The sequence below is a fragment of the Anaeroglomus insulsum genome (genome assembly GCF_050689095.1).
In the GTDB taxonomy this organism is placed as follows: Bacteria; Planctomycetota; Phycisphaerae; order Sedimentisphaerales; family Anaerohalosphaeraceae; genus Anaeroglomus; species Anaeroglomus insulsum.
Genome location: NZ_JBOGCL010000004.1, coordinates 247482 through 270708, shown reverse-complemented (window position 1 = coordinate 270708; position 23227 = coordinate 247482). Strand labels below are relative to the sequence as shown.

The window sequence follows — 23227 nt, the reverse complement described above, 5'->3', positions numbered from 1 at the left end:
ACGACGGGATTGTATGATTCGCTTTAACGTTGCCGAAGCATCCGGCTTCGGTCTCTCATCGCAAACCCAGGCCTCCATGCCTGGGCACTTCTTGTATCCCTGTATTCTTGTATCCCTGTATCCTTGTCTTTACTGCAGCCAGTGATCGACAAACACCATCAAATCCGCGATATCCACAAGGCCATTGCCATCCGAATCCCACCGGTTGTTAAACCCGGCAGTCTGGGCACTCCGCTGCCAGGTGCGGGCAAAGGATGCAAAGTCATTCATATCTGTCGACGGCTGAACATAGTGAAACGTCCAGGCGGCATCAAAAGGAATGTAGGCAAAGATAAAGTCCGTATCGTTAACTGCCTGGGTTGCCGACAGTTCCATACAGGTCACGACAAATTCGCCACGGTCGCCGGCATAGCTCATCGCAAAATGTCCTGGCGCCCCCGCCGTCTGACCATAGCTATTCAGCATCAGCACGCCCTGTTCCGGACTGCCGCCGGGGATTCGCACGCGGTACACACCTTTGTCCTGACGCGTTACAGTCGCACGGCCGTTGCTCTTTTTGACCACGCCATTGCTGCCGACATGGCCAATCATCACCTGGTCGCTGTTATACGGCAGATACAGGTATCCAAATCGTTCCGCCGTATAACCGAATGCACCCTGATTGGTCCGGGTTACCACATCCCAGCCGGTTCCATCCGCCGACGGAGCCGCCGAAGCCGTGGTATTCTTGGCCGCATTCTGAGCCGTCACAAACAGCACCCCATCTTTGGCACTGACCCCTGCCAGCGATACCCGATAACTGCCCGCAAGCCCGCCTGAGCTGACCGTCGGAGTCCTGCCGCCCGAGGCCGCAACCGCCAGCGTGGTATCCACATGCCCTCCGGAAAAGCCGTCGCTATAGGGGAACCAGGCCGCCGCAAAATCCGAATCCCCTTCGGTTACAGCCGACGCCGCCTTATGAACCACCACGCCCTGGCTGCCTTCCTTGATGGCCCGGTCCGTCGAAATCGTCGGCACATACGTGCTGCCCGAATATGTCCGGGTCGCCTGACGGGCCGTCGCAATCAGAATCCCCTTGTTCATCGGCAGCTGGTAGCCGTTGCAGCACATCCCGTAATCCCCGCTGTCATAATGGTACGACGACAGGTAATTCCGGCTGTTGCGGGTATAAATCCCGCCCAGCACTGTCGCGGTATTATTGACCACCGAATAATCGCCTGCCGCCATCCCGGTCACATCGGCCGTCCGATTCGGCCCTGGAGCCGCCGGAGCATTGGCAAACGGAATGAACGCAAATGTAAACGCTTCATACTGATTCGTCTGCAGGTTGTAGGTCGTGCCGTTATCAATCGGCAGGTCGCGCGTCTGAATCAGCCAGTCATTGCCATCCGGCTGATAGGTAATGATATTGTCATCCGAATACGACCCCGGCCCCGAACACACCAGCAGCGTCCCCGTCTTCGGACTGTGGCCGTCAATGCTGAGCCGGTACGTCCCCGTCGATTCATATTTTACCCGGAAATTCTTCGTCCCGTTGAGCACCCCGCCGCTGCCCCAGATGACACCCGCGGCAATCCCCGGCGTCTCATACGGAATATAGATATAATTGAACGGATCCTGCTCCCACGACGCACCATTCACACCGTTGTCATGGGTCGTAATCATCCAGCCGCTGCCGTCAAACTGCGGGCTGGCGCTGGCATAATTGTCTTCATTCTTGCCGCCGCAGACAATCAGCACCCCGTCCCGCAGACTGTCCACACCCGGAATCGTCAGCTTCCAGGCACCCTTGGCCGTCGCCGAAAACAGGCTGCCGCTGAACGGATACGGACGACTCATCCCCGCCGCCGAAACCAGCGTCTCATTGAGCACCACAGGCCCCGAACCATGTACCACCCAGATATCCTTGTTGTTGTCCATATTCAGGGCACGACCGCCGATCCAGCCGCCGTCAAACGGAAAATACGCCACACCCACATTCACGTTGTCCTCATCCCCGCCGGCATACCCCGCATAGGACAAGGATGTCGTAAAGACCGCAATCCAGGCGTTGGTCTGACCATATCCCATCGCCGGCGTATGAAAATTCAGCTGAAGCCCGTTCTGTCGACCGTTTTCGGCAATCGATGCAATATGCACCCCGTTGAGCAGATCGTCTTCCAGCACATTGCCGATTCTCACCACGTAATCGCCGCGATTGGACTGCCCGATCGGATAATTCGGGTCATTAATCGACATCATCGCCGTCCGCTGACCCGAAGGAATGCTCAAAATAATCTCGTTGGGTTCATTGCCTTCACTAAGCTCAACCACTTCAATATTGGCCGCCTGCACCGTCGGAATCACTTCACGCCGACGGAACTGACTGAGCCGCTCCGCAAAATTCAGCGGCACACTGAACCGGCTCGTCGAGTCGGTCTTCTCCGCATTCAAATAGGGTGAGTACGTCCGCACACGAAGCTCATTGGACACATCATCCAGCTCCAGTAACCGCATCCAGCCGTTGCCCCCGTTGTCATAATTCTGATAATCACAGCACATCTGAATCACATCCCGACCCCAGGCGTTCTTCGAAATCAGCAGGCTTTCCCCGTCTGCCTCGCCATCGCCTTCCGAATCTTCACTGGAATGATGCCCGTTGAGCACCAGAAAGATCTGGTCGTTATTGTAAATCAGCTTGGTCCACTGTCCCAGACCGCCATTGGACGTCACCGTATTATACCCCACCGTCGAAAACGGCGGAATCAGCGTATTGGGGTCCTCCTTGTCGGATATATACGCATGGGTCGAATAAATCGCCGGCAGGTCCGGATGCGCGTCCAGCACATCCTGCGCCCATTTGAGGGCTTCATCATCCGGGAACAGCTCCAGGTTCAGATGCAGCCACTGCCGCCCGCCTGCTTCAAACACCTGGTAATGGCTGGCCCCGCTGCGATTGCTGCCGCCGTACCACGAACACCCCGCATACCGATGGCTGCCGAAGAAATACAAGTACTCCGCATAGCCGCCGTATTTATCCGTGGCCGTATGCATATCGTGATTGCCCATCGACACCGAATACGGCACCCGCTTGTTCGGATACAGCGCCGGGTCACCGTCCAGGATGCTCATGGCCGCATGGGCATTGAGCCACTGGTTTGGATCATCACCGTAATTATTGACAATATCCCCCAGGTGCGTCACAAATCGGATGTTTTCGGAGGCTGTATGATCTGCAATCCACTGCGTCTGACGGTTGAATATTTCCGGATAGCTCTTCGAATAATTCTGTGTATCCGGCAGCACCGCCACCTTGAACGGCGCGGCCCACGACCACACCCCCATTACACACACCATCATCACACACGACATTCTTTTCATCATCATCTCATCCTTTCTGAACTCACTGCGTACTGTCTGTAGATTCATTTTAAACTAATCCTGCTTGAACTTTTCCGGTTTGTCGCGGAATGATCATACCCATTGGGTATACATTCATCACGGCTGCACCATGGAACTGCCTCCCGGCCATTCCACACAGAATACGTTCTCGTACCCTCCCCCCTGAAGGCACAGAAATTACGCGACCATTGTTATCCGTCGATTAGATAAAAATGAGAGAACTGTAAAATTCAGAATAGATGAAAAATCACTTTCGCCCGCATATCAAACCGACATGCAGGCAAAATTTGGAAAACTAACAGAACCGTGACACGATGCTCACAATTTCAAAGCAGACTCCGTCAGATGCCCCTCTCGCCTCGGCACAGCATTGTCCTTCCTGCCCCTGCTGTTCTTCATCATAAAAACAATAAACCCGGAACATGGATGTCGTATGGTTCGAATGGACAATCGAAACTGGAAAATCCCCCCCTGCATACCTATTATACCTACATACTTGTATACCTGAATTGTATTCTTGCATCCCTGTATCCATGTATCCTTACATTCTTATTTCCCCCCTTGACTTTCCCCCCCTCAAAACCGCATAATGTCACGATGGAATGGAGGTTATTTCGAAGGAGCCGCCTGTGCGGAGCTTGTTACACGACAACTCGACATTACCAATCAGGGGATACACTCACTGTCTATCCGTATTTTTCCCTATTCTTTATGCAAACCGTTTGCATACGCCCCCGGAGACTTTCATCCTGTCTTCACGTTTCATTTTTATCTGCTTAGAAGGACGGTAACATGATCAAGTATCACTGCCCCAAATGCAATCAGAAACTCGGCGTCCCCGACAATTACGCCGGCCGGCGTGTCCGCTGCAGCAAATGCAACGAACCGTCCATCGTCCCAAGACCCGTCACCGAAGTCGTCATTCCTCCAGCCGCAGCACCTGCAGCCCAGTCCCAGTCCATCGCCGCGGTGGACCAGGCCGACGCCGACCCCAAAATCGCCCGCAAACTCGCCGTCCAGACCCTGCGAGCCTCCAACAAAACCAACCTTCTGGAGTATTTAGCCAACGCCTCATCCTCCACCGCCGGCTACCCCCTCCCACAACCAACCGATGCCGAGATGGACGTATTGAGCAAAGCCGACAGCGTGTCAGCACAGTGGCAAGAAGAAATCGACCTCCGTAATGCCGCCAGAAAATACTACCCCGCCCTGAGTGCCGTTTTCATCCAGGCCGATATCCAGCGGAAAATGGAAGCCCCCGACGGCGGATTTCGCTTTGCCCTGATCAGTTCACTTGGTTTGCTGGAAGTGTTCTGGATTTTCATCGGCCTGTCCGGCGCCTACACCATGTCTGTCTTTGAATTCTGAATCGCGGAGTGGTGTCCCCCGGCTTCCCCCAGCAAAATAGACGGACTGATCTGACCCCGTGAATACGTGCGGTATAAAACGGCCTGTGGCCGTCGCGGAATAATCATACCCGTTGAGTATATCTCGCGTCGGCCTTCTCCATCCGACGCGAGATTTTACATTGTCAACGCCACTGCTAACGTGCCGCCCCGACCAACTGATGCTGGGCGATAAAAGCACCATAGTGCTTATCCTGGCCCTGGATATGATTGACCAGCCAGTCTTTCAGGAATGTCGCCACACTAACCGTCGGCACCATCTTGCCGCTCTTGATTTTATCCATCAGGTCGCCAACCTGCATGGCCAGCTTATGATGCAAGGCCTGGTGAGCCGCAATGTCTGGATAACCCGCTTCATGCATCAGCTTTTCTTCGGAATTGAAATGCGTTTTGGTGTACTGCACCAGCGACGGCAGAATAGTCTGTACCACCGCATCCCCCTTGCTGGTCCGCATCGCTTCGTAAAGCTGGTTGACCATCGCCACCAACTGCTTGTGCTGAATATCCATCGCCGGAACCCCCACCGAAAAACTGTCCTGCCACTGTATGAATCCCATTGCTGTTATCCTTTTGCTTAAATTATTTTGTTCCTGCTATTTTATGTTTTGTCGCGGCAAAATGACACAGGTTAAACATATCTCGCGTCGGACTTCTCCATCCGACGCGAGATTCTACATTGTCAACGCCACTGCTAACGTGCCGCACCCACCGGCTGACGCTGGGCAATATACGCAGCATACTGCTTATCCTGAACCAGAATATGATTGACCAGCCAGTCTTTCAGGAACGTTGCCACACTGACCGTCGCCACCATCTTGCCCCCTTTGACTTTTTCCACCAGGCCACTGATGTGCTGGACAAACTTGTGATGAATCGCCTGATGAGCTGCCAGCTGCGGGTATCCCACTTCATTCAGCAGCTTTTCTTCGGAATTGAAATGCGTTTTGGTGTACTGCACCAGGGAGGGCAAAATACTCTGGACCACAGCTTCGCCTTTGCCCTGTCGCATCGCCTCAGCCAGCTGATTAATCATCGCAATCAATTGTTTATGCTGAAGGTCAATTGCGGTCACTCCAACCGAATAACTGTCCTGCCACTGTACAAACGCCATCGCTGTTCTCCTTATCACTGAATTTTCTGTTTGACCTTGCGACATTTTACCGGACGTGCCCGATACCATCAATCGCTTTGACACAACTGTTGTTTTCATCGTCCGAATGGGCAGACAGATTAACCATTTTTTGAGATGGAGCAGCGACACCGACCGCCTACCCGGCCGCTTTCTCCTGGGCCACCAGTTTGCGCGTCGCTGCCGACTGCCCCTGTTGAGCAGCCTTGAATGCATCCGCCTGAGCCGGATAAGTGCGCTTGAATAACTCATTGCCCGCGATAATCTCCTTCAATGCCCGTGACTTGTCCTGGGCCTGCCGCAGGAACTGAACCACTCTGGCCCCATACACTCCGCCAAGCAGACCCGCCAGCCCAATGCCAAGCTCGATTGCTCCCTCTGCCGCCTGCCACATATCCGGCCGCTCCAGACTCTGCTGATACGCCGACTCCGCAACCGGCCCCCCCGCGGCCAGAATCTGCTGGGCCGTATCCGACGCAGGCAGTTCATCCGGCAAGCCATAGTCAGCCACAAACGCCAGACTCTGCCTGGCCGACAATGCCGTCAGCCCCTGCAGTTCCGGCGTCGTATTTTCCGCTTTCGCTTCCGCCGCCGCCAGCTCCGTCGCCCGCCAGTGCAGATACGCATTGGCCTTTTGCTCCTGCCCCGGCGAAAACCGCACTGCCCCACAGCCGCACCCCATCACCCCGCACCACACCAAAACCACCATTCCCATCATGTACCGCATACCCAAAGCTCCTTTCAAAATAAAGTAATCATCCGTACAGACAGCCCACCGGCCGCCCTTTTTCTTTAATACCCATCCCCTATCAATTCGTGTAGGGGCAGGCCCCCGTGCCTGCCCTTTTTAGCTTAACGTCTTAATATGGGTTTCGTATTTGGTGCTTCGCATCAAGGTTTTTTCTTCTTGTATTCCTGCATCCTTGCATCCATATATCCCTCTTCTAAATGCCCCTTTTGTGTAATAGGTCAATCCTGAGGTGCCTATTTTTTCTCTATTTCCCGCAATCGATACTCATGCGCCACAACCGTATCGCTGATCCGCTCGAGTTTCTCGCAGAATTTTTCCTGCGTCATCAGAACCTGCCGCACATCACGACCCAGCACATCCAATTGCCGCTGCAGATTCACCCAACTGCCCACCATCAATCCCGTCAGCGTCACCAACTGTACCAGCATCGATACATTCACCCGCTTGTCCAGCTTCCATCGTGTCTCCATCTGAACCTCCCATCCTTTTGCTTTCCCACTCAATTCTTTTTCTTCGACGAACTACACACTCCATACTATGAACTCTTCATTTCCTGACACACCTCACAGCCCCGCCGATAATCATCCGCTCCGGCACGCCGTCCCGTTCCACATCCACCGCAATCCGCAGCCGGTTGAATGCATGGCCATACAATGTCTTGTAATAATCATGCCGGACCGCGAAAGCCTTGCCCGCATCCGTCGTTCCGGCCTGTATCACGAACACCATCATCAGCACGCGATACACGCTGACCATCCGCAGCGGCGTCGCATCGACAATGTGTTCCGGGCCGTAGGTGTTCTCAGGACAGCCCGGCCGCAGCCCCAGCCGCGCCGTGATCTCCTCGGCGGCAATCGCCGCCTGCGGCTCGAACGTCGCAATCCGGTAAATCAGCCCCGAGCCCGTGCCGATCGGAATCGCCGGCGTCTGGCTGTCGGCCCGCACCGCCGAGACCTCAAGCCGCGTCGCCGAAACGACCGCGACGACTTCGTAGGCCGCATGGATCGCGCCATCCAGTGATTGCAGCACAATCACATGACCCGCTGAGACGCCTTTGCTGATGAAGTTTTCCCCCGCTGCCGAAAACACCGTGCCCGCCAGCACCCCGTTGGCCCCGCTGCACAGCACCTGCCCGGCAAACGGCGACTCCGCAAACACCCCCGGCTCCACCCGCACCACATCCGCATCACACGAAAATAACACCATACAAAGCTCCTTTCTGAATTGTTGATTCTTGACTGATGATTGAATAGGCATGACAGCTTTACATCCGCTGCTGCAGAAAATAGAGTATAAAACAGGGATGCTGTCTAATGGGCTTTGTTACTGATAGACAGCACCCCTGCACATGGTAACACTTTTGACCCTATGAACTTGTCAAAGAAATTTAAGCCTTCGGCTACCAGCTACCGGCTTACAACGTTTAACCTCAGCATCGGTGCAGCTATTTGCTTAGGGCTGGGAGCTGGAGGCTTTTTTACGCCTTATTCAGACCTTTGATGAGGCCGTGGGCGGCTTCATTTTTGAGTTCCAGCGTGTACTCGCCGATGAGTTCGCCGCATTCGTAGTCGCCGGAGGAGGCCAGCGGCTTGAAGTGGAAGCTGCGTCCGGCCAGCGGCATCACGGCCAGCCGCGACGAATCAAGCAGCAGCACCGCATCCTGCGGCATCCAGCGGGTTGTAACGATCCGGCAGACGCCGAAGTCGGACTGGTACACGCTGACCATATCGCGGTAGGCGGTGTCATCGGGGCCGTAGCTGCGATGTGCAGTCAGGAATGAATTGATGCGGCGTTTCTGGCAGCCGTTGACGACGATCAGGTCAATATTGCCGCTGCTGGTTTCCCAGATTTTGCGGAGGGCATAATTGATCTTGGCCTCGTCCAGATCCAGGCCGGCGGGGAAATCCCCGGCTCCGGCAGTGAAGATGTGGGTCGTCAGGTGCTGGATGATGCCGCGCATGGTGCGGCGTACCGTGGGGGCACCCTGCGGATTCACGGATGCCTGGCCGCCGTTGATGACGGTGTTTTCCAGATCGCGCAGCAATTCGCGGAGGCGTTCCTGTTTCTGGTAGTCCATTTCATCGGCCAGGCCGATCTGATTGGCCGCCAGGTCTGAGCCGCTGACTTCGACGGCGGCGGTGAAGATTTGCGTGAAGTTGCCTTTGCGAACGCGATTGGTGAATCGTGCCGCGGGTTTGTCATCGCCTTCGAGGGCGGCATTGCCCAGAATATTGATGACGGCATTGTCTTCCAGAGCTTCGGGGGTGGTGCCCGCATAGCCGCGAACCACGGTCAGGGCACTGCCGGTAATGGCGGTGACCAGCATCAGCTCGTACGAACCGCTGATTTGGATCTGGTCACCGACGCGGAAACGGCTGGGGTTGACCACGTCGAATTCGGTTGCGGAGGCCGGATTCATGATGCTGTCATCACGCACGGTGTCTTTGTTGGGCAGCAATTCATCTTCCAGCCACTGGTGAAATGTCGAGGACGCCGACCGCAGCGAATCGCCAAGGGCATCCAGCAGCGGGGTTTCATAGGGCGAAACAATCCCGATGATGTCCGACACATCTTCGACCAGTTCCGGCAAATTGGCTCCCGCGGTATAGGTTGCTTTTCCGGTAAACGACATAAACGCTCCTTTCAATAATTAATGGTTGTTTGAATTATTTTCATTTTCTGCGTGTTTTCATGTACTGCATCAGTTGTCGGCGGTCGGCACAGACAGGCCTGGTGGTCTGCTGGGCGAGGGGGCCGGCCTTGTCTTTTTTGCCGCGGGTGGGCTGCATCGCCTGTGGTGCGACCTGCGGGGTAAACAGATAGGGCTTCTCGCGTTTAAGCTGGTCGATGACCTGCTCGGGTTTGGCGTCTTTGGTTTGCGTCAGACGCTGCTCAGTGAGCAGGAAGGCCGCTTCCATATCTGCGACGCCGGCAGCAGTGAGTTTGTCACGAAGCCGCTGTTCGGCACGGACCTGCGAAAGGGTCTGTTCCAATTGCCGGCGAAGCGATTCGGTTTCTTCGAGTTTGCGGCGGGTGTCGATTAGTTCCTGGTCTGCCGCCTGGGTTTTGAGGTCATTGTCTGTCATGTTCATCTCCTTCGATATGGTATCGTGTATGGTTTCTACTGCACTTTTTGTTCAATAGGGTCTGGAATTTCGGGTAACTGGGATTTAAGCTGAGCCTGTCGGAGTTTATCCCATTCGTCCTGGGGCAGCGGATTTGGAAATTCGATATCGAGGATGCGATCCTGCGGGTCAGTGTGGTAGAGTCCTGCTTTGTCGAGAATGTCGAGGACCATTTGCCCGATTTGCCGGATGCCGCGGCCATAGGTGAACTGCTTGCGGGCGGTGCGAGCGAGTGTGCCCATAAAGGTCAGCTTCAGTGCGACGCCGCTGGTGAGGTTGCCGAGTTTGTTTTTGAGAACGCCGGCGACGACGGGTGTGACGCCGGAGATTTTGTCCATAGCCTCGCGGATTTCGGCGATGTGCATGTTTTCGCTGGGCATAGCCTGATCACCGCCAAAGGCTTCGATGGAGGCGTCGGGATTATCCGTGCACCACATCCGGCCGGGGGCGATGGGTTTGTCGGTGACGTCGTCAATCCCTTTGACCAGATACATCTTGAAGGCCTGCATGGTCAGGCGGCTGGCCCGGTCGCTGAGGCGGGTGTTCAGTTCGTCCTGCAGGGCGACCAACTGGGCGACATCGCTGATACCTTCGTAGAACAGCGGCTGGGCGATATTCTGGATATGCACCACCGGCACAAAGCCCATCGGATTGACGGACTGGGCGACCTTATTGCCGTCTTCGTAGCGCTGCCAGCCATCGGGGCCGATGATTTCGGTGACGGCGACAGTCTGACGGCGTGAGGCGGTATCTCGCAAAAACGGCGACAGAGATTGGCCATCGCGGGCGATGTCGTTTTTGGCCTGATAGAAATGCTGGATATAATACCGGATTTTCCGGCAGTCGTTTTCATCAAGGACAGGCAGTGCTCGGGGAGCGTCAATAAGCTCCAGGTCGATAGTCTCTGCGTGATGCAGGACGGATTGAATCCCATGGCTTAAGGAAGCACTCAAATCAATCGGCGGTGAGCCGGCAAGACGTGCAAGAATGGCGGGACCTGGTCTGACGATACAATCGACAAACCCATAGACGCTGCCGAGCACTGCCATATCCTGAAACAAGCCGATCCCGCCGTTGGCATCGAACACAGCTTTAAGAATTTGTTCAATGTCTCTGCGTCGAGCGGCATCGGGGGAGCGGCTGATAATTCTGATTTCTTTTCCGAAGAGAAAATCGACCATGGCGTTGATGCGCCAGGCGATGTCGTTTTCGATGACGACTTCCTTTCGCTGGATGTCGGAGAGGACTGTGCCGGCCAGAATGCCATCGCGGTCGGAGTACACGACGCCGGTGATGCGCGAGGGCAGGCCCATTTCCTGCGCCTGGATATAGGAGCGTGCGGATTCGGACTGCTTGGCGACGGCGGTCGCGATGGGCGTGGCGGGATTGTGGTAATAGTTCCAGAGCCGGGCGTAGTGGTTGTCCTGGTCGGGCCACTGTTCGGTGATGAGCCACTGGACAAATGCCTCGCTGAGTTGGCCGGGGCCGAAGAGGGTAAAATCGAATGCCATGGTGAGTTCCTTCCTTTTGTTTTATTGTTTTATTCACTTTTTCAATTTTCATGTGCCTCCGTATAGGGGACGGTTTTGCATTTTTTGTTCGAAAAATCGAAATAGCACAGGGCGTGAGATTTTTTAAGTTCAGGCAGAATAAGGAGAAAAATTTTTTTATTTTTTTGACCAATAGCAAAATAGTGTTAGCGTAATTTGTGCTATCTGGACAAAAAGAATCTAAGAACACAAGAACAGAAGAACTCAAGAATAATTGACAACTTTCTATTTTGTAAAAGGCTCCGGATATTATTGGACATCCCTGCCATGGGGGAGAGTGGTCCATATTCCATAACAAAAGGACCTTATATTACTTGTACTCCATATTCCATGTTTTAGGGAGTGAAGGGCTTGCAGTGAAGGGCTAGCAGTGAAGGGCTTGCTTTGAAACCGGGCATTTTGGTATAATAAAGTATTGTTTAGTGGGGATTGTGTAGATATTCACGAATCAGAGGAAGTCGGCTGAAACCTAAAAAAAGGATGCGGTATGAGAACTCTTGCAACAATACTAATCGGGATAGCAGCACTGTCTTCGTTTTGTCAGGCGTATGACTGGGGAACCAACCCCGGCGACGGCTCGGCGGGCAATCCTTACCAGGTCAGCACCGCGGAACAGTTGGTTGCGATTGATTCGGACCCTGCGGTACTGGATAAACACTTCATTCAGACAGCGGATATCGACCTTGATCCCGCCCTGCCCGGCAATATGGTCTTTTCCACCGCGGTCATCGCGCGGGATACCGACAACACCAACGACTACACGTTTGAGGGGGTCGCTTTTTCGGGCTCCTACGACGGTAACGGCTTTGCCATCCGCAATCTGACCATCACGGCGACAGCGGGCGAGGATTTTCTTGGCCTGTTCGGGTATGTCGAAGACGGGCTGCTGTATCGCATCCGGCTGGAAAATGCTGCAATTCACTGCGAAGGAACGGCGTCCAACTGGTGCCGAAATATCGGCGGACTGGTCGGCCGATACACCGACTCGGCACCCGCGACGACGATCCGGGATTGTTCGGTGGATGCGTCAATAACGCTGAAGAATGCCGAAACCGCCGGGGGCCTGATCGGGCATCTGCTGATCGGGTCGGCGTGGCGGTGTTTTGCTGCGGTGAGTATTCAGGGCAGCGATCAGGCCCAGCATCTGGGCGGGCTGATTGGGACGCTGTATAATGCATCCGTTCTGAGCGATTGCTATGCCGAAGGGCAGATTCACGGCACCCGCAACATCGGCGGGCTGGTGGGGTGGAATCCTGATTCGGAACTTCGCAACTGCTGGGCGAGCGTAGCCGTCAGCGGGACGCAGAATGTCGGCGGGCTGGTGGGCAATAATACGACAAGCAAGGCCAGCGGCCTGTTCTGGGACAAGACCGTCAGCGGCACAACCAAGGGCGCTGGCATTGGCTATACAACCGGCATGGCGGGCAAGACGACGGCGGAAATGCAGACCCAGGCGACGTTTACTGCGGCGGGATGGGATTTTCTCGGCGAAAGCGCCAACGGCAGCCTTGAGACATGGCGGATGTGCACGGACGGCGTGGACTACGCCCGGCTGAATCGGGAGTATCGGCGATTTGGCGACTTTGTATGCGGCGACGGCGTGGAGGCCGGCGATTTGATGTATTTCGTCCAGCGGTGGCTAATGAGCAATTGTGCGGCCAGCGATGACTGCGACGGCGCGGATATCAATCGGTCGGGGACGGTAAATCTGGCCGACTATGCGCGGCTGGCGGAGTACTGGCTGACGATGTAAGGGGAGTTGAGAATTTAGAAATCGAATTATTGATTTTCGATTGACGATTGAGGAAGACTTCTGGTTTCCAGTAATGAGTTTATCGACATATCATTCTTTGGCGCCATAGTCTTTGAGCAGTGTGACAATGTCGGGATGATTCCACTGTTGTGCGACGCTCAGGGGGGTATAGTCTTTGCCGAAAAAACGGGCCTTGATGGTTACGTCCGCTTCGGCTTCCAGCAGCAGCCGTGCAATATCCGTATAGCCCAGCCCGCAGGCCACCATCAGGGGCGTCAGGCCGTTCTTGTTGACAATATTGACGTCGGCGCCGGCCTGAACCAGCCGGCGGATTTCCGTGATATGCTCGGCCTTCATGGCCTCCGAGAGGACCTTCAACTGCTCAGTCGCCCGGGCATCGTGGGGTGCGGCCGGGGCGGGGAGCGACACAGCATTGGAATTTGAGGCCGAGGGCGCTGCCGGGGCGGCATCCGATGCGGATTTATTGCATCCAGCTGTCAGCAGAATCAGGACGATCGTTAATCCATACGCGGCTTTTTGGGCATTCATTATTTGAGTCTCCCTGCACATCACAATAAAAGTATATACCCCCCCCGCACCCCTGCCCAACGGAAAATCGCAAAAAAAGATGCCGGCCACTTTGTCTCTCTTATATATCTTTAATTGTGTAATCTGTGTAATCCGGCTTCTCACATATTTTGGGTTCCGTGCTGTATTGTATTTTTCAACCTGCATACCTGGGCACCTTGATGCCTGAATTCTTGTTCCCCATTAAAAACCGATCAAAATAATAAATATTTTCGGGTATTTTCGGGTGAAAAAATGCCCCGCCGACGTATCTGTTAATAGTAACGTCTGGATAAAATGGGATACCTTTCAGCCCTGATTTCAGCGAATAAAAAAGTCTCATAAAATGCGACTTATTAACATAAAAGCCAAAAGGCTTATGCAAATTCCTGACAATGCAATAAAATGTGGAACAAAAAAGGCTTAGGTAACGTCTTATAAGTAAATTTTCTTGATTTTTTCAAAAATCTTGATAGATTTTCCGACTTTTTGGGCATTATATAATAGAGAGAGTACTTTTTTAGTACAGATAGAAGAGAAAATAAAAGAGAGAAACATATAGAGAAAGGAAGAAAATGATTATTTTCAAATGCTCAAAGTGCGGCCACGAGTACAAGGTCGCGGATGAATATGCGGGCAAGAAAGCACGGTGTAAAAACTGTGAAAACGTCAACGTAATTCCCGCCCCTACGGCCAAGCCCGCTCAGCCGGCTCGTCCACTTGGCAGCGGTGATAGCGTCGCGGCCTACAATAACCTGCTGCAGGAACTTCTCCAGCAGGAAAAGACCGCCCCCACGGTTGAAGTCGAGACCAAATAGCCATCATTTGAACTTTTTCCGAAGGTATTTATTACCGGCGGTAAGTTAGCTTTTTGTTAGATTCGGGGTAGGGTATTGCAACAACCCTGTTCAAAAAGTAAACTTATCGCCGGTTTTTTCATTTGGGCCTTATAGAGGCATTAAAAGACCCAGATATACCTGTACAAAGATGGCTTCGTGGAGTTTTGACGTGGAATTATATCGGTTTTATCAAAATCCGCTGCCCCCCGGCCGGGTGCAATTAACCACGGCGGAGGCCCACCATTTTGTCAGTGTCCTGCGCGGCAAGCTCAACGACACTATCGAGTTATTCGATGGCCAGGGGACTCTTGCGCAAGCGATTGTTACCCAGATTCGCAAGCATGATGTCTATGCCGAGGTTCAGAAGCTGACTCAGCAGCCCCCTCGCCAGACCCGCAGGCTCATCCTTGCCACTGCAGTCGCCAAGGGCCAGCGCTTCGACTGGATGCTGACCAAGACCACCGAGTTGGGGATTGACCACATCGCCTTAGTCCAGTTCGACCGCAGCGTTCGTCTGGGCCGGGAGTCGGCCATTGAACGCTATCAAAGCATGACTATCGCCGCTTGTAAGCAATGCGGCCGGCTCTATTTGCCGCAAATCACCGGCCCTGCCCGGCTCATCGAAGTCATTGCCGAGCTTAAAAAGCAATACCCGCAGTCACGCCTTCTTTACGGCGGCCTCGAGGGCAAACCGACCAGCTTAGCCGAGCTGTCAGCCTGGAATGGAGACACCATCGTTTTTGTTGGCCCGGAAGGCGGTATGACCGAGCTGGAACATCGTCTGCTCGAACACCATGGCGCCACCGCCCTGCGGATTGGGCAGCACATCCTTCGCACCGAGACCGCCGCAACCGCGTTTTCAGCATTATTAGAGGCTCTGCGAGTTAATAATCCTGCTTGATAGCCCCTGCTGTTTCGGGACTCTTTGGGGGGCAATCCCTCTTTTCCGCAAAGATTTTATCGCTCCTAATCAGTAGTTTTACGTATAGATTAACAGCATTAAACTGATGAGGTGTGCAATGATGAATAAACCCATTAAAAACCTTGCCGAGGAATTAGAGGGCTTGCTCCTGAAGATCAATGAGGGCAAGACGGCGACTGACCTGCGGAAACAGGCCAGCCGGCTGATATCGGCGATATCCCCCAAAGATATTGCGGCTGCCGAGGACAGGCTCATCCGCGGGGGGCTGCCAGCCCGACGGGTCCAGCAGCTTTCGGCGGCGTTCATCCTGATGGGCCTGATGGATGGCAACAAGACCCACCTGCGGGACCGCTTAAATGAGCGCCATATTCTCAAGAAGGTGCTGGCCGAACACGATATGCTGCGGTGCTTTATCAGCGACCTGGAAGACGTTACCCTGCGTATCAGCCAGACGGACTTTATGGGCGATACCCATCACGATATTCGAAGGCTGGCACATATTGTTGAGCATATTCACGCGATGCAGGAACATATCGACCGTGAAAACGATGTGATATTTCCCTCGCTGCGCGCCCAGGGGTGGGACAGCCTGTGCCAGTCTGTAGAAAACGACCATATTTATATCGAGGCCGAGATTACCAACCTGGTCCGGCTGATTGATTCGTTTGGGCAAATCTCATTTGGGGTGTTTAAGGGACGGCTGCTGTCGATTGTCAAGAAGCTGTGCCCGATGCTCAAGGAGCATCTGTTCCATGAAGACCATATCCTGTTCCCGGTGGCTGTGGCGATGATCGACAATGCCCAGTTCTGGGACAAGATGCGGCACGTCTGCGACGAGATCGACTATTGCGGAATCCATTTGTAAAGCAGAGGAATACGTGGTATGGAAGGAGGAGTTCTTCATCTAATCTCTTGCTACCTCATGCCCTCATGCTAATGCGCCATCGGCGGGCTTTCTTTACCCCGATGCGTTGCAGTCCATACTCACATGCGCTTCATAAAAAAGGCTCCTGCTTTTTACAGCAGAAGCCTTCGAGTACTTATCTTCACAGGTTTATTTTTTGCGACGAGCAAGCAAACCGCCAAGACCAACGATAAGCAGGCTGGCCGGTTCTGGGATAACATTAATATTCTTCCAGACGGGATCATAACCACTACTGGTTTTGTCTAAGAATTGAATAGAAAAAGCAGTGCCATCTTTCCACTGGCCGGTTATCCCTTTGATCTCATTAGATGTGTTGTAAATCCATGACCAGCCAACTTGACAATAAAGGTTGATGTACGGGTCATTATTAATTACTTTCTGAAGGCTCTGAATGTAATTAATCTGCCCACCTTTTAGTATTGCTGTTGCATAGTTGCTGATAGTAAGGACATTTGATGCTCCTCCCCAATAGCCTAACGAACAATGGTCATATAAGATTATGTCTCGTATTCCACTGCTATGGCTTATTGGTGTTGAAGTTGACCAAACCTCAATACAACTATAATCTTTTGCAGATATTCGGTCTGCTCCGCCACCATTAACAATGAGCTTATCAGAGTTATACAGCTGAACGTCATATTGATAGTCACTAGAATTAATATAACTAATTCCAGCCAGAGACACAGAATAGAAGGAAACGATCCCCACTAACAACACCATTTTTTTCATCATAGAAAACCTCCAATCCAATTTTAGATTATTCTATCAAATACGTCCGGTTTTGTCAAGGAATTACTGGGTTTCTGTGCTTTGGAGACTCTGGAGTTCAGTAAGCAATATTGCCTTTATCTCCTCAATCCCTGCCGTATTATTGGACTTTTCTGCGGCTGCGCTGTTCAGGAATTCAAGGATTTGAATCAGGGTTGCTGCGGAAACTTCCGGCTGGGTTTTTGCAGATTCAATAGAGCTATCCGGAGAATAGGCCGAAAGACTTCGGGCACTGGAAAGCGATTGTGCCGACATGCTCTCTGTCTGAGCAACGGCGGCATTGATTTCTTCCAGTTTCCAGCAGGCCGCCCACAGCCAGTTTTCACAAAAAATCATGAAATCCCACAGGCCGACATGCAGGTCATTGTCAAGGTCACATTGCGGATTATACCGAAGCTTATCCTCATCTCCGATATACCCCGGTTCATTGGGTTCGCTTACATAACCCGGCGTATTCGGATCACACAGCGGATGAGTGGAGTCATACGTCAGCCAGGCCGCCGAAAATTTCGTAAATTCTGTCACATTCACCAGCCCATCGGCATTCCAGTCAAGGGCATTGTACACATCCGCCTGCGACAGGTACTCATCATCGCAGTTATAGACCTCGTCGGCCCCGACATCGACTCTGTCTCCGTATTGCCGCGATTCATTGTCATAATCAACCTGTAAGGCATATCCCATTGCCGGATCCGGGTTGCCCCGATCAATACAGGATGAGCCTGCCGACAGATGATAGTTGTTGGGGTCGGGAATTCCGTTGGGATCAACGGTGTAAGCAAATCCCGGCTCATCATTGAAGTTGTTGGTATTAACCGTATTACAATCCTGGATACAGCAGAAATTGGCCACCAAATCAGGATTAACCCCTGCAAACTGCGGCCCGCCGTTATTGTTGTAATAAACAATGCAGTTCTGCACGTCCGGATAATCCCTGAAATTCGGGTCATTGCTGGCATTGGCATTATCCGTAAAAAAGATGCCTTCTGCCTTATTATTGGCAATTGTGTTGTTATACAAAACTGGAGAGTAAGTTGGATTAACAATACAAATTCCTTCATAACCAATTTCACTTAGATTGCTCTCCGAAATAATACTATTCTTGACTGTAGGTGTTGAGTTGATGCAATAAATACCATATACGCCATTCCTCATAATCCAAGAATTTTCTACATTAAGGGTGTAATGGCTCCCTCTGTGATACACTCCATCAAACTGGCTTCCATATATTTTACACCACTTGATAGTTGCATTTCCATCTGTAGAATAAATCCCGTATCCATCGCTATTTTCAACAATACAATTTTCAATCGTGAAGTCGGCACCCATACCATAAACACCATACTCCGCCGCACCGGTTATGGTGAATCCGTCCAGCAGGGACTCGTCGCCCATTGTCACGATTGTCTCGTTTCGTTCTGACTCCGCAGAACCGGTCAGGATGGTTCTATTCCGCTTTGTATTCCTCTGACTGCGGCTGGTTTCATATCCCGCAAAACCGCCATAAACACTTACTCCTGCTGGTATTGTAAAGGTATGAATGGGCAAACGACCGGGGTCATAACTGCCCTGCGCCACCCATATTTCGGCCACACAACCCGAAGTTGCCCTCGTTAAAGCACGCTGCAGATCGGTATAGGCATTTGCCCAGTCTGTACCGATATTCAAACCGGCTGCATTCGGATTGACATAGACAATTCCATCACCCCAGCAGCAGACGGGAATAGCGCATGTTGCCGAGATATTTCCAGCCGATGTCGCCAGCACCGCCTTATTCTGCATTGCGATTCCCGGTTCTGCATTGGTATTGACAATCACCCTGATTGTTTTGCTGCCTGATTCATACGCATCCAAGGTTCCCAATTCCCATCGGTAGGTATGTTTCTGATCGTTATAATTGGGGTCGGAGGAAACGAATGTCATTGTGTTGGGATTAAAGACATGGCTGACCGGATAAGTCACCCCTGCAGGCAGGTAATCCAGCAATACGGCATTTTCTATGACGTTGCCGCTGAGGTTTTCCCAGTTGATGGTAAATGTAATTTCGTCTTCGGGGAAATAACAGCTTTGCGGATTGACAATTTCCTTGCCCAACGCAAGAAGTCCTGTGGCTTCCTGTTCCGGACCGAACATATAAGCCAATGTAATCGAAGCGGTTTCGTTTGGGTCCAGTGCTTCCATGCTCCATCCCATAGCACCGTCAACCTCTTCCCCGTAAATCCGGTCAATACCATTCAATTCCCGATTTTCAATATTCAAATGTGTCCCCGGATCGGGCTTGAAGTAGCCATATTTACTTTCATACCAGTGTCCTCCTCGATAGACATCATTATCAATCCAGTCCGGCTCTATTGTGGAAGAGACCGAGACAAAATCAACATGTTTGGCATTGCCGAATGCCGGACCATTCCATTGAGTCAGATCATAGCAAAAATTGCCTATGGTATGTACGGGATTATAAGGTGTATAATCCTCCAAGGGATCATAGGGCGCCAGTGTAGTGTATGTGGAATTAACATAACCACTGTATTCATCCGCACCGTGAGAATGCGAAAAGATATAGAACTCAAAATCCGTAATTGGAGCCAATGCTCTGAAGGTATAGGTCTGCAAGATACAATACCGATCCGAGTAGATAAAGCGGGGCTGTCCGGATTGTTCATCAATATAACTGATTGGACTGCGGCTGATATAGAAATTGGGGTCGCGGAATGCAAGGTCAACCACTTCATAATCCACGGTAACTTCAATGTGATTATTATGAATAATGGATTTGCCGGTATCGTAAAGCGGTACCGGATTACTATTGGGATCGGCCCATGCCTGACAGATGCTCCCCATAACAAAATCGCTGTTTGTAATCCAATCCGGAAAATCAAACTGACGTGTCAGCCACATGGCATTTTGGTTTTGTGTTCCAATACCATTGTAATAGATTGCCGCCCCATATTCTCCACTGAGTATTTCGTGGTAATCAAATCCATGATATGGTGAAGGACCATAATAAATCCAGTCTGAATACCCTGCTGCATCAAAAGTTCCAAAAAAATAGGGCGCCCGATTTGTCTGGTCTTTATCTCCAAGAGTCAAACTCTTCCCATTAAATGAACCCAAACACACCGATCCAAAAAGCAACAATACCCCCGCCAATAAACCTTCAACAAAATAACTCTTACGATTGCTCATGCCAACCATCCTTTCAAATAAACACCCCGACAATTTATTTGATGTCCTTTGCGCTCCGCAAGACCGACCCGCTTAGCGTACAAAAAAGGAGCATCAGCAAATACGCTCTGTCAAAAAACGCCACAGATACTGAGCAGTTTCTCCTAAGACCCCGGCGATCTATGCTCGCAGCATAACGTGACACTAAAAACGTGTCAATTCATAAATATGTCATAATGCCGTCAATGGCAACAAAATCTCAACACAACCTGAAGTATCGCCCCATCCCTCAATTTCTGCGGGAACTCAGGGAGGGTGCCGGTTTGAGCCAGCGTGAACTGGGAAAGCGGCTAAATAAGCCTCAAAGCTATATTTATAACTGTGAAACCGCCAACCGACGGGTCGATATTGCCGAATTTATTGAATGGGCCAGGGCATGCGACATTAAACCCGATACCGCATTCAAAAAATATCTGTCTTCCACTTTGTAATATAGAAAATCCGGCTATATATCAGGCCGAAAACGCCTTTATTTTTACTTCTGACGAAAGCGACAATTATCAACATCAGTTCTCATTCCTGTAAAGGATGCCCCTCCCAGCGGCAGGGTTTCAACTGAAAACTGAATTCCCTCATCCGAGGGAATGACAATGCTGGGCAAGGATGGCCGACCGCAGGTCGCGCCCTACACGTTGGGATTGAAAGGGGCAGGTATAGGGAATAATACAAAAATATGAAAAACAAGTATGCCGGTATGCCAAAAGGTGACGCGGGCAGAGAAGGCCCTTTGGGAATGGAGAATTAAGCGGAATGCCTTGGGCATGATAATTAACCTCAAGCACGGGGGCTTGAGCTGCATTTACGGGGGAAATTTGGGGCCGCGGGCAAACATGGGCGGGTTTGTCGTTATGGTTGATACAGACGGCCTATACACGCCCGGGAAAGGATGCGTCAGGTCCAGGGGGACAGTCTGTGCCAGTCTGTAAAAAACGACCCTATTTATATCGAGGCCGAGATTACCAACCTGGTCCGGCTGATTGATTCGTTCGGCCAGATCTCATTTGGGGTGTTCAAAGGCCGGCTGCTGTCGATTGTCAAGAAGCTGTGCCCGATGCTCAAGGAGCATCTGTTCCATGAAGACCATATCCTGTTCCCGGTGGCTGTGGCGATGATCGACAATGCCCAGTTCTGGGACAAGATGCGGCACGTCTGCGACGAGATCGACTATTGCGGGATACATCTGTAAAGCAGGGATACGTGATATTCGGAGTTGCAGGAGACGCTTTAATCCACATCCTGGGCCCTTGTGATCCGGGGCTCATTTGACAAATCCAGCCCGCCAACGGCGGGCTTTCTTTCACCAAAGCTTACGTGAGACCAACAGGAGCTTAATCTTTTTCTATGGGGCCTGTGCTGGAAGATAAAAAAAGCGGAAACCGCGGATTAAAGAATTCGTAACCCTTTGCCGAAAAATAGTTTATCGTCTCTATCGTGCATCCCGACTGAGGTTTTTATATTGTCCGGAGGGGTGGTCTGAGATATACTGCCCCTCATTGCTCGAAAAAGATGGAACGATCCCGCCCTGACGGTGGTCTTAAATTGTATCTTGAACTCGTGACAGCGTAACCTTTAACCCGGAAAACTTAGTTTTTTATGATTCCAATACGAACCAGTATCAGCCCGCGGCATACCCCGTATGCCAACTATCTGCTGATTGCCGCCAATATCTTCATCTTCCTGCTGACCTACTGGCCGCATGAAGTGTTTATGTATGGTCAGCGTATCCTAGAGCCCTTGCGTCCTGCCGCCCAGCAGTTTATGCTCACCCCTGATCGCCCCTACATCTGGCAGTTTGTTACCTACGCGTTCCTGCATGGGGGATGGATGCACATTATCGGCAATATGTACTTCCTGTTTATGTTCGGCAACAACGTCAACGACCGGCTTGGCAATGTGGGGTATTTGTGCTTCTATTTCGCCGGGGCGGTCTTCTCGGGCATTGGCCATTCCCTGCTTCATACCAGCCCTGTGCTGGGAGCCAGCGGCGCTGTGGCCGCAGTCACGGGGGCCTATCTGGTGTTATTCCCAAATACGCTGATTACTGTCTTTTTTATGTTCTTTTATTTCTGGGATACCTTTGAGATTCGGGCGCTGTATTTTATCGCGTTCAAACTGATTGTCTGGGATAATATGTTCGAGCCCAAATTCTCTACCCAAGCCATCGCCTATGATGCCCATCTGGCGGGCTACTTCTTTGGGATCCTGGCAATTCTGGCCCTGCTGAGTGTCCGCCTGATCGACTCCGGCGGTCTGGATCTGTGGTCGATGATTCGCCAGTGGAACCGCAGGCGGGTCTTCAAAGATGCGGTCTCGGATGGCTATGATCCGTTCAGCCCACGACTTCGCAGGCCTGTCAATGCGTATGTTAAAACCACAGAACAGATGGAAGACAACCCCGAAATCGACTACTATCGCGAACAGATTTCTTCCTCTCTTGCGTATAAAAACATTGGCCAAGCGGCGGAATTGTACGAAGAGTTGCTCGAGGTTGACCCCAAACAGACCCTCGGTCGTCAACAGCAGCTGGATGTGGCCAATCAATTGATGTCCGCGGGGCGGTGGGGTCCGGCCTCACAGGCGTATGAGAATTTTATCACAAATTACCCAGGTTACGAGCACATTGAGCAGGTTCAACTCATGCTCGGATTGCTCTATACCCGATATATTCATAAGGTGGGCAGGGCAAGGGAGCTGCTGCAGGCGGCTCAAGAAAAACTGTCACAACCTGATCAACTCCGGATGTGCAAGGACCTGTTAAACGAGTTGCTCCGGCAGGAGGAGGGATGAAAAACGTTGACATCCTTGCAGGATGGTGCTAATTTGAATTGAATGGATACTGGAAACAGATTATCCTGAATTAATGATAAGATAGATAATATGGAGAAT

At 52.0% G+C, this 23227-nt stretch carries 20 protein-coding genes; 8 read left to right on the top strand and 12 right to left on the bottom strand.

Annotated elements, in window-relative coordinates:
- Positions 1-129: 129 nt before the first annotated feature.
- Positions 130-3408: a metallophosphoesterase gene (locus ACQ9LF_RS05865; RefSeq protein WP_462488444.1), complete on the bottom strand. Its 3279-nt coding sequence runs from the start codon at positions 3406-3408 to the stop codon at positions 130-132.
- A gap of 765 nt (positions 3409-4173) precedes the next feature.
- On the opposite strand from ACQ9LF_RS05865, the gene ACQ9LF_RS05860 reads away from it, so the two are divergent.
- A complete protein-coding gene (locus ACQ9LF_RS05860) occupies positions 4174-4749 on the top strand; it encodes a zinc ribbon domain-containing protein (RefSeq protein WP_462488443.1) in 576 nt (191 codons plus the stop codon).
- 175 nt (positions 4750-4924) lie between these two features.
- Here ACQ9LF_RS05860 and ACQ9LF_RS05855 read toward each other — a convergent pair whose 3' ends face one another.
- The 8 genes from ACQ9LF_RS05855 to ACQ9LF_RS05820 form a co-directional block, all read right to left on the bottom strand.
- Positions 4925-5344: a bacteriohemerythrin gene (locus ACQ9LF_RS05855; protein WP_462488442.1), complete on the bottom strand. Its 420-nt coding sequence runs from the start codon at positions 5342-5344 to the stop codon at positions 4925-4927.
- 134 nt (positions 5345-5478) lie between these two features.
- The gene (locus ACQ9LF_RS05850; RefSeq protein ID WP_462488441.1) at positions 5479-5898 is read right to left on the bottom strand and encodes a bacteriohemerythrin; all 420 of its coding nucleotides are present in this window, start codon (positions 5896-5898) and stop codon (positions 5479-5481) included.
- Positions 5899-6055: 157 nt separating this feature from the next.
- Complete coding sequence (locus ACQ9LF_RS05845; protein WP_462488440.1) at positions 6056-6643, bottom strand: hypothetical protein; 588 nt, start codon at positions 6641-6643, stop codon at positions 6056-6058.
- A 257-nt stretch (positions 6644-6900) separates the two neighbouring features.
- Complete coding sequence (locus tag ACQ9LF_RS05840; RefSeq protein ID WP_462488439.1) at positions 6901-7137, bottom strand: hypothetical protein; 237 nt, start codon at positions 7135-7137, stop codon at positions 6901-6903.
- Positions 7138-7213: 76 nt separating this feature from the next.
- On the bottom strand, positions 7214-7873 hold the full coding sequence (locus ACQ9LF_RS05835; RefSeq protein WP_462488438.1) for a hypothetical protein: 660 nt from the start codon (positions 7871-7873) through the stop codon (positions 7214-7216).
- A 271-nt stretch (positions 7874-8144) separates the two neighbouring features.
- Positions 8145-9299 carry an SU10 major capsid protein gene (locus ACQ9LF_RS05830; RefSeq protein ID WP_462488437.1) on the bottom strand — a complete coding sequence of 385 codons (1155 nt, stop codon included), beginning with the start codon at positions 9297-9299 and terminating at the stop codon, positions 8145-8147.
- Between the two features lie 40 nt (positions 9300-9339).
- Positions 9340-9753 carry a hypothetical protein gene (locus ACQ9LF_RS05825; protein WP_462488436.1) on the bottom strand — a complete coding sequence of 138 codons (414 nt, stop codon included), beginning with the start codon at positions 9751-9753 and terminating at the stop codon, positions 9340-9342.
- A 35-nt stretch (positions 9754-9788) separates the two neighbouring features.
- On the bottom strand, positions 9789-11303 hold the full coding sequence (locus tag ACQ9LF_RS05820) for a phage portal protein (RefSeq protein ID WP_462488435.1): 1515 nt from the start codon (positions 11301-11303) through the stop codon (positions 9789-9791).
- A 526-nt stretch (positions 11304-11829) separates the two neighbouring features.
- On the opposite strand from ACQ9LF_RS05820, the gene ACQ9LF_RS05815 reads away from it, so the two are divergent.
- Positions 11830-13095, top strand: coding sequence for a GLUG motif-containing protein (locus ACQ9LF_RS05815; RefSeq protein WP_462488434.1), 1266 nt, complete (start codon positions 11830-11832; stop codon positions 13093-13095).
- Positions 13096-13185: 90 nt separating this feature from the next.
- Here the strand turns inward: ACQ9LF_RS05815 and ACQ9LF_RS05810 are convergent, their stop codons facing one another.
- The gene (locus ACQ9LF_RS05810) at positions 13186-13644 is read right to left on the bottom strand and encodes an ankyrin repeat domain-containing protein (RefSeq protein ID WP_462488433.1); all 459 of its coding nucleotides are present in this window, start codon (positions 13642-13644) and stop codon (positions 13186-13188) included.
- Positions 13645-14237: 593 nt separating this feature from the next.
- Here ACQ9LF_RS05810 and ACQ9LF_RS05805 point away from each other — a divergent pair.
- From ACQ9LF_RS05805 to ACQ9LF_RS05795, 3 genes are all read left to right on the top strand, one after another.
- Positions 14238-14480: a hypothetical protein gene (locus ACQ9LF_RS05805; protein WP_462488432.1), complete on the top strand. Its 243-nt coding sequence runs from the start codon at positions 14238-14240 to the stop codon at positions 14478-14480.
- Between the two features lie 169 nt (positions 14481-14649).
- Complete coding sequence (locus ACQ9LF_RS05800; RefSeq protein WP_462488431.1) at positions 14650-15402, top strand: RsmE family RNA methyltransferase; 753 nt, start codon at positions 14650-14652, stop codon at positions 15400-15402.
- 118 nt (positions 15403-15520) lie between these two features.
- Positions 15521-16288 (top strand): DUF438 domain-containing protein, encoded by a 768-nt coding sequence (locus ACQ9LF_RS05795; RefSeq protein ID WP_462488430.1) that lies wholly within the window; start codon positions 15521-15523, stop codon positions 16286-16288.
- A gap of 189 nt (positions 16289-16477) precedes the next feature.
- Here ACQ9LF_RS05795 and ACQ9LF_RS05790 read toward each other — a convergent pair whose 3' ends face one another.
- Positions 16478-17080: a PEP-CTERM sorting domain-containing protein gene (locus tag ACQ9LF_RS05790; RefSeq protein WP_462488429.1), complete on the bottom strand. Its 603-nt coding sequence runs from the start codon at positions 17078-17080 to the stop codon at positions 16478-16480.
- Between the two features lie 60 nt (positions 17081-17140).
- Positions 17141-20302: a right-handed parallel beta-helix repeat-containing protein gene (locus tag ACQ9LF_RS05785; RefSeq protein WP_462488428.1), complete on the bottom strand. Its 3162-nt coding sequence runs from the start codon at positions 20300-20302 to the stop codon at positions 17141-17143.
- 224 nt (positions 20303-20526) lie between these two features.
- Here ACQ9LF_RS05785 and ACQ9LF_RS05780 point away from each other — a divergent pair, with 224 nt between their 5' ends.
- The 3 genes from ACQ9LF_RS05780 (at position 20527) to ACQ9LF_RS05770 (ending at position 23128) form a co-directional block, all read left to right on the top strand.
- Positions 20527-20772: a helix-turn-helix domain-containing protein gene (locus tag ACQ9LF_RS05780; protein WP_462488427.1), complete on the top strand. Its 246-nt coding sequence runs from the start codon at positions 20527-20529 to the stop codon at positions 20770-20772.
- Between the two features lie 455 nt (positions 20773-21227).
- Positions 21228-21527: a hypothetical protein gene (locus tag ACQ9LF_RS05775; RefSeq protein ID WP_462488426.1), complete on the top strand. Its 300-nt coding sequence runs from the start codon at positions 21228-21230 to the stop codon at positions 21525-21527.
- Between the two features lie 407 nt (positions 21528-21934).
- Positions 21935-23128: a rhomboid family intramembrane serine protease gene (locus ACQ9LF_RS05770; RefSeq protein WP_462488425.1), complete on the top strand. Its 1194-nt coding sequence runs from the start codon at positions 21935-21937 to the stop codon at positions 23126-23128.
- Positions 23129-23227 lie beyond the last annotated feature (99 nt).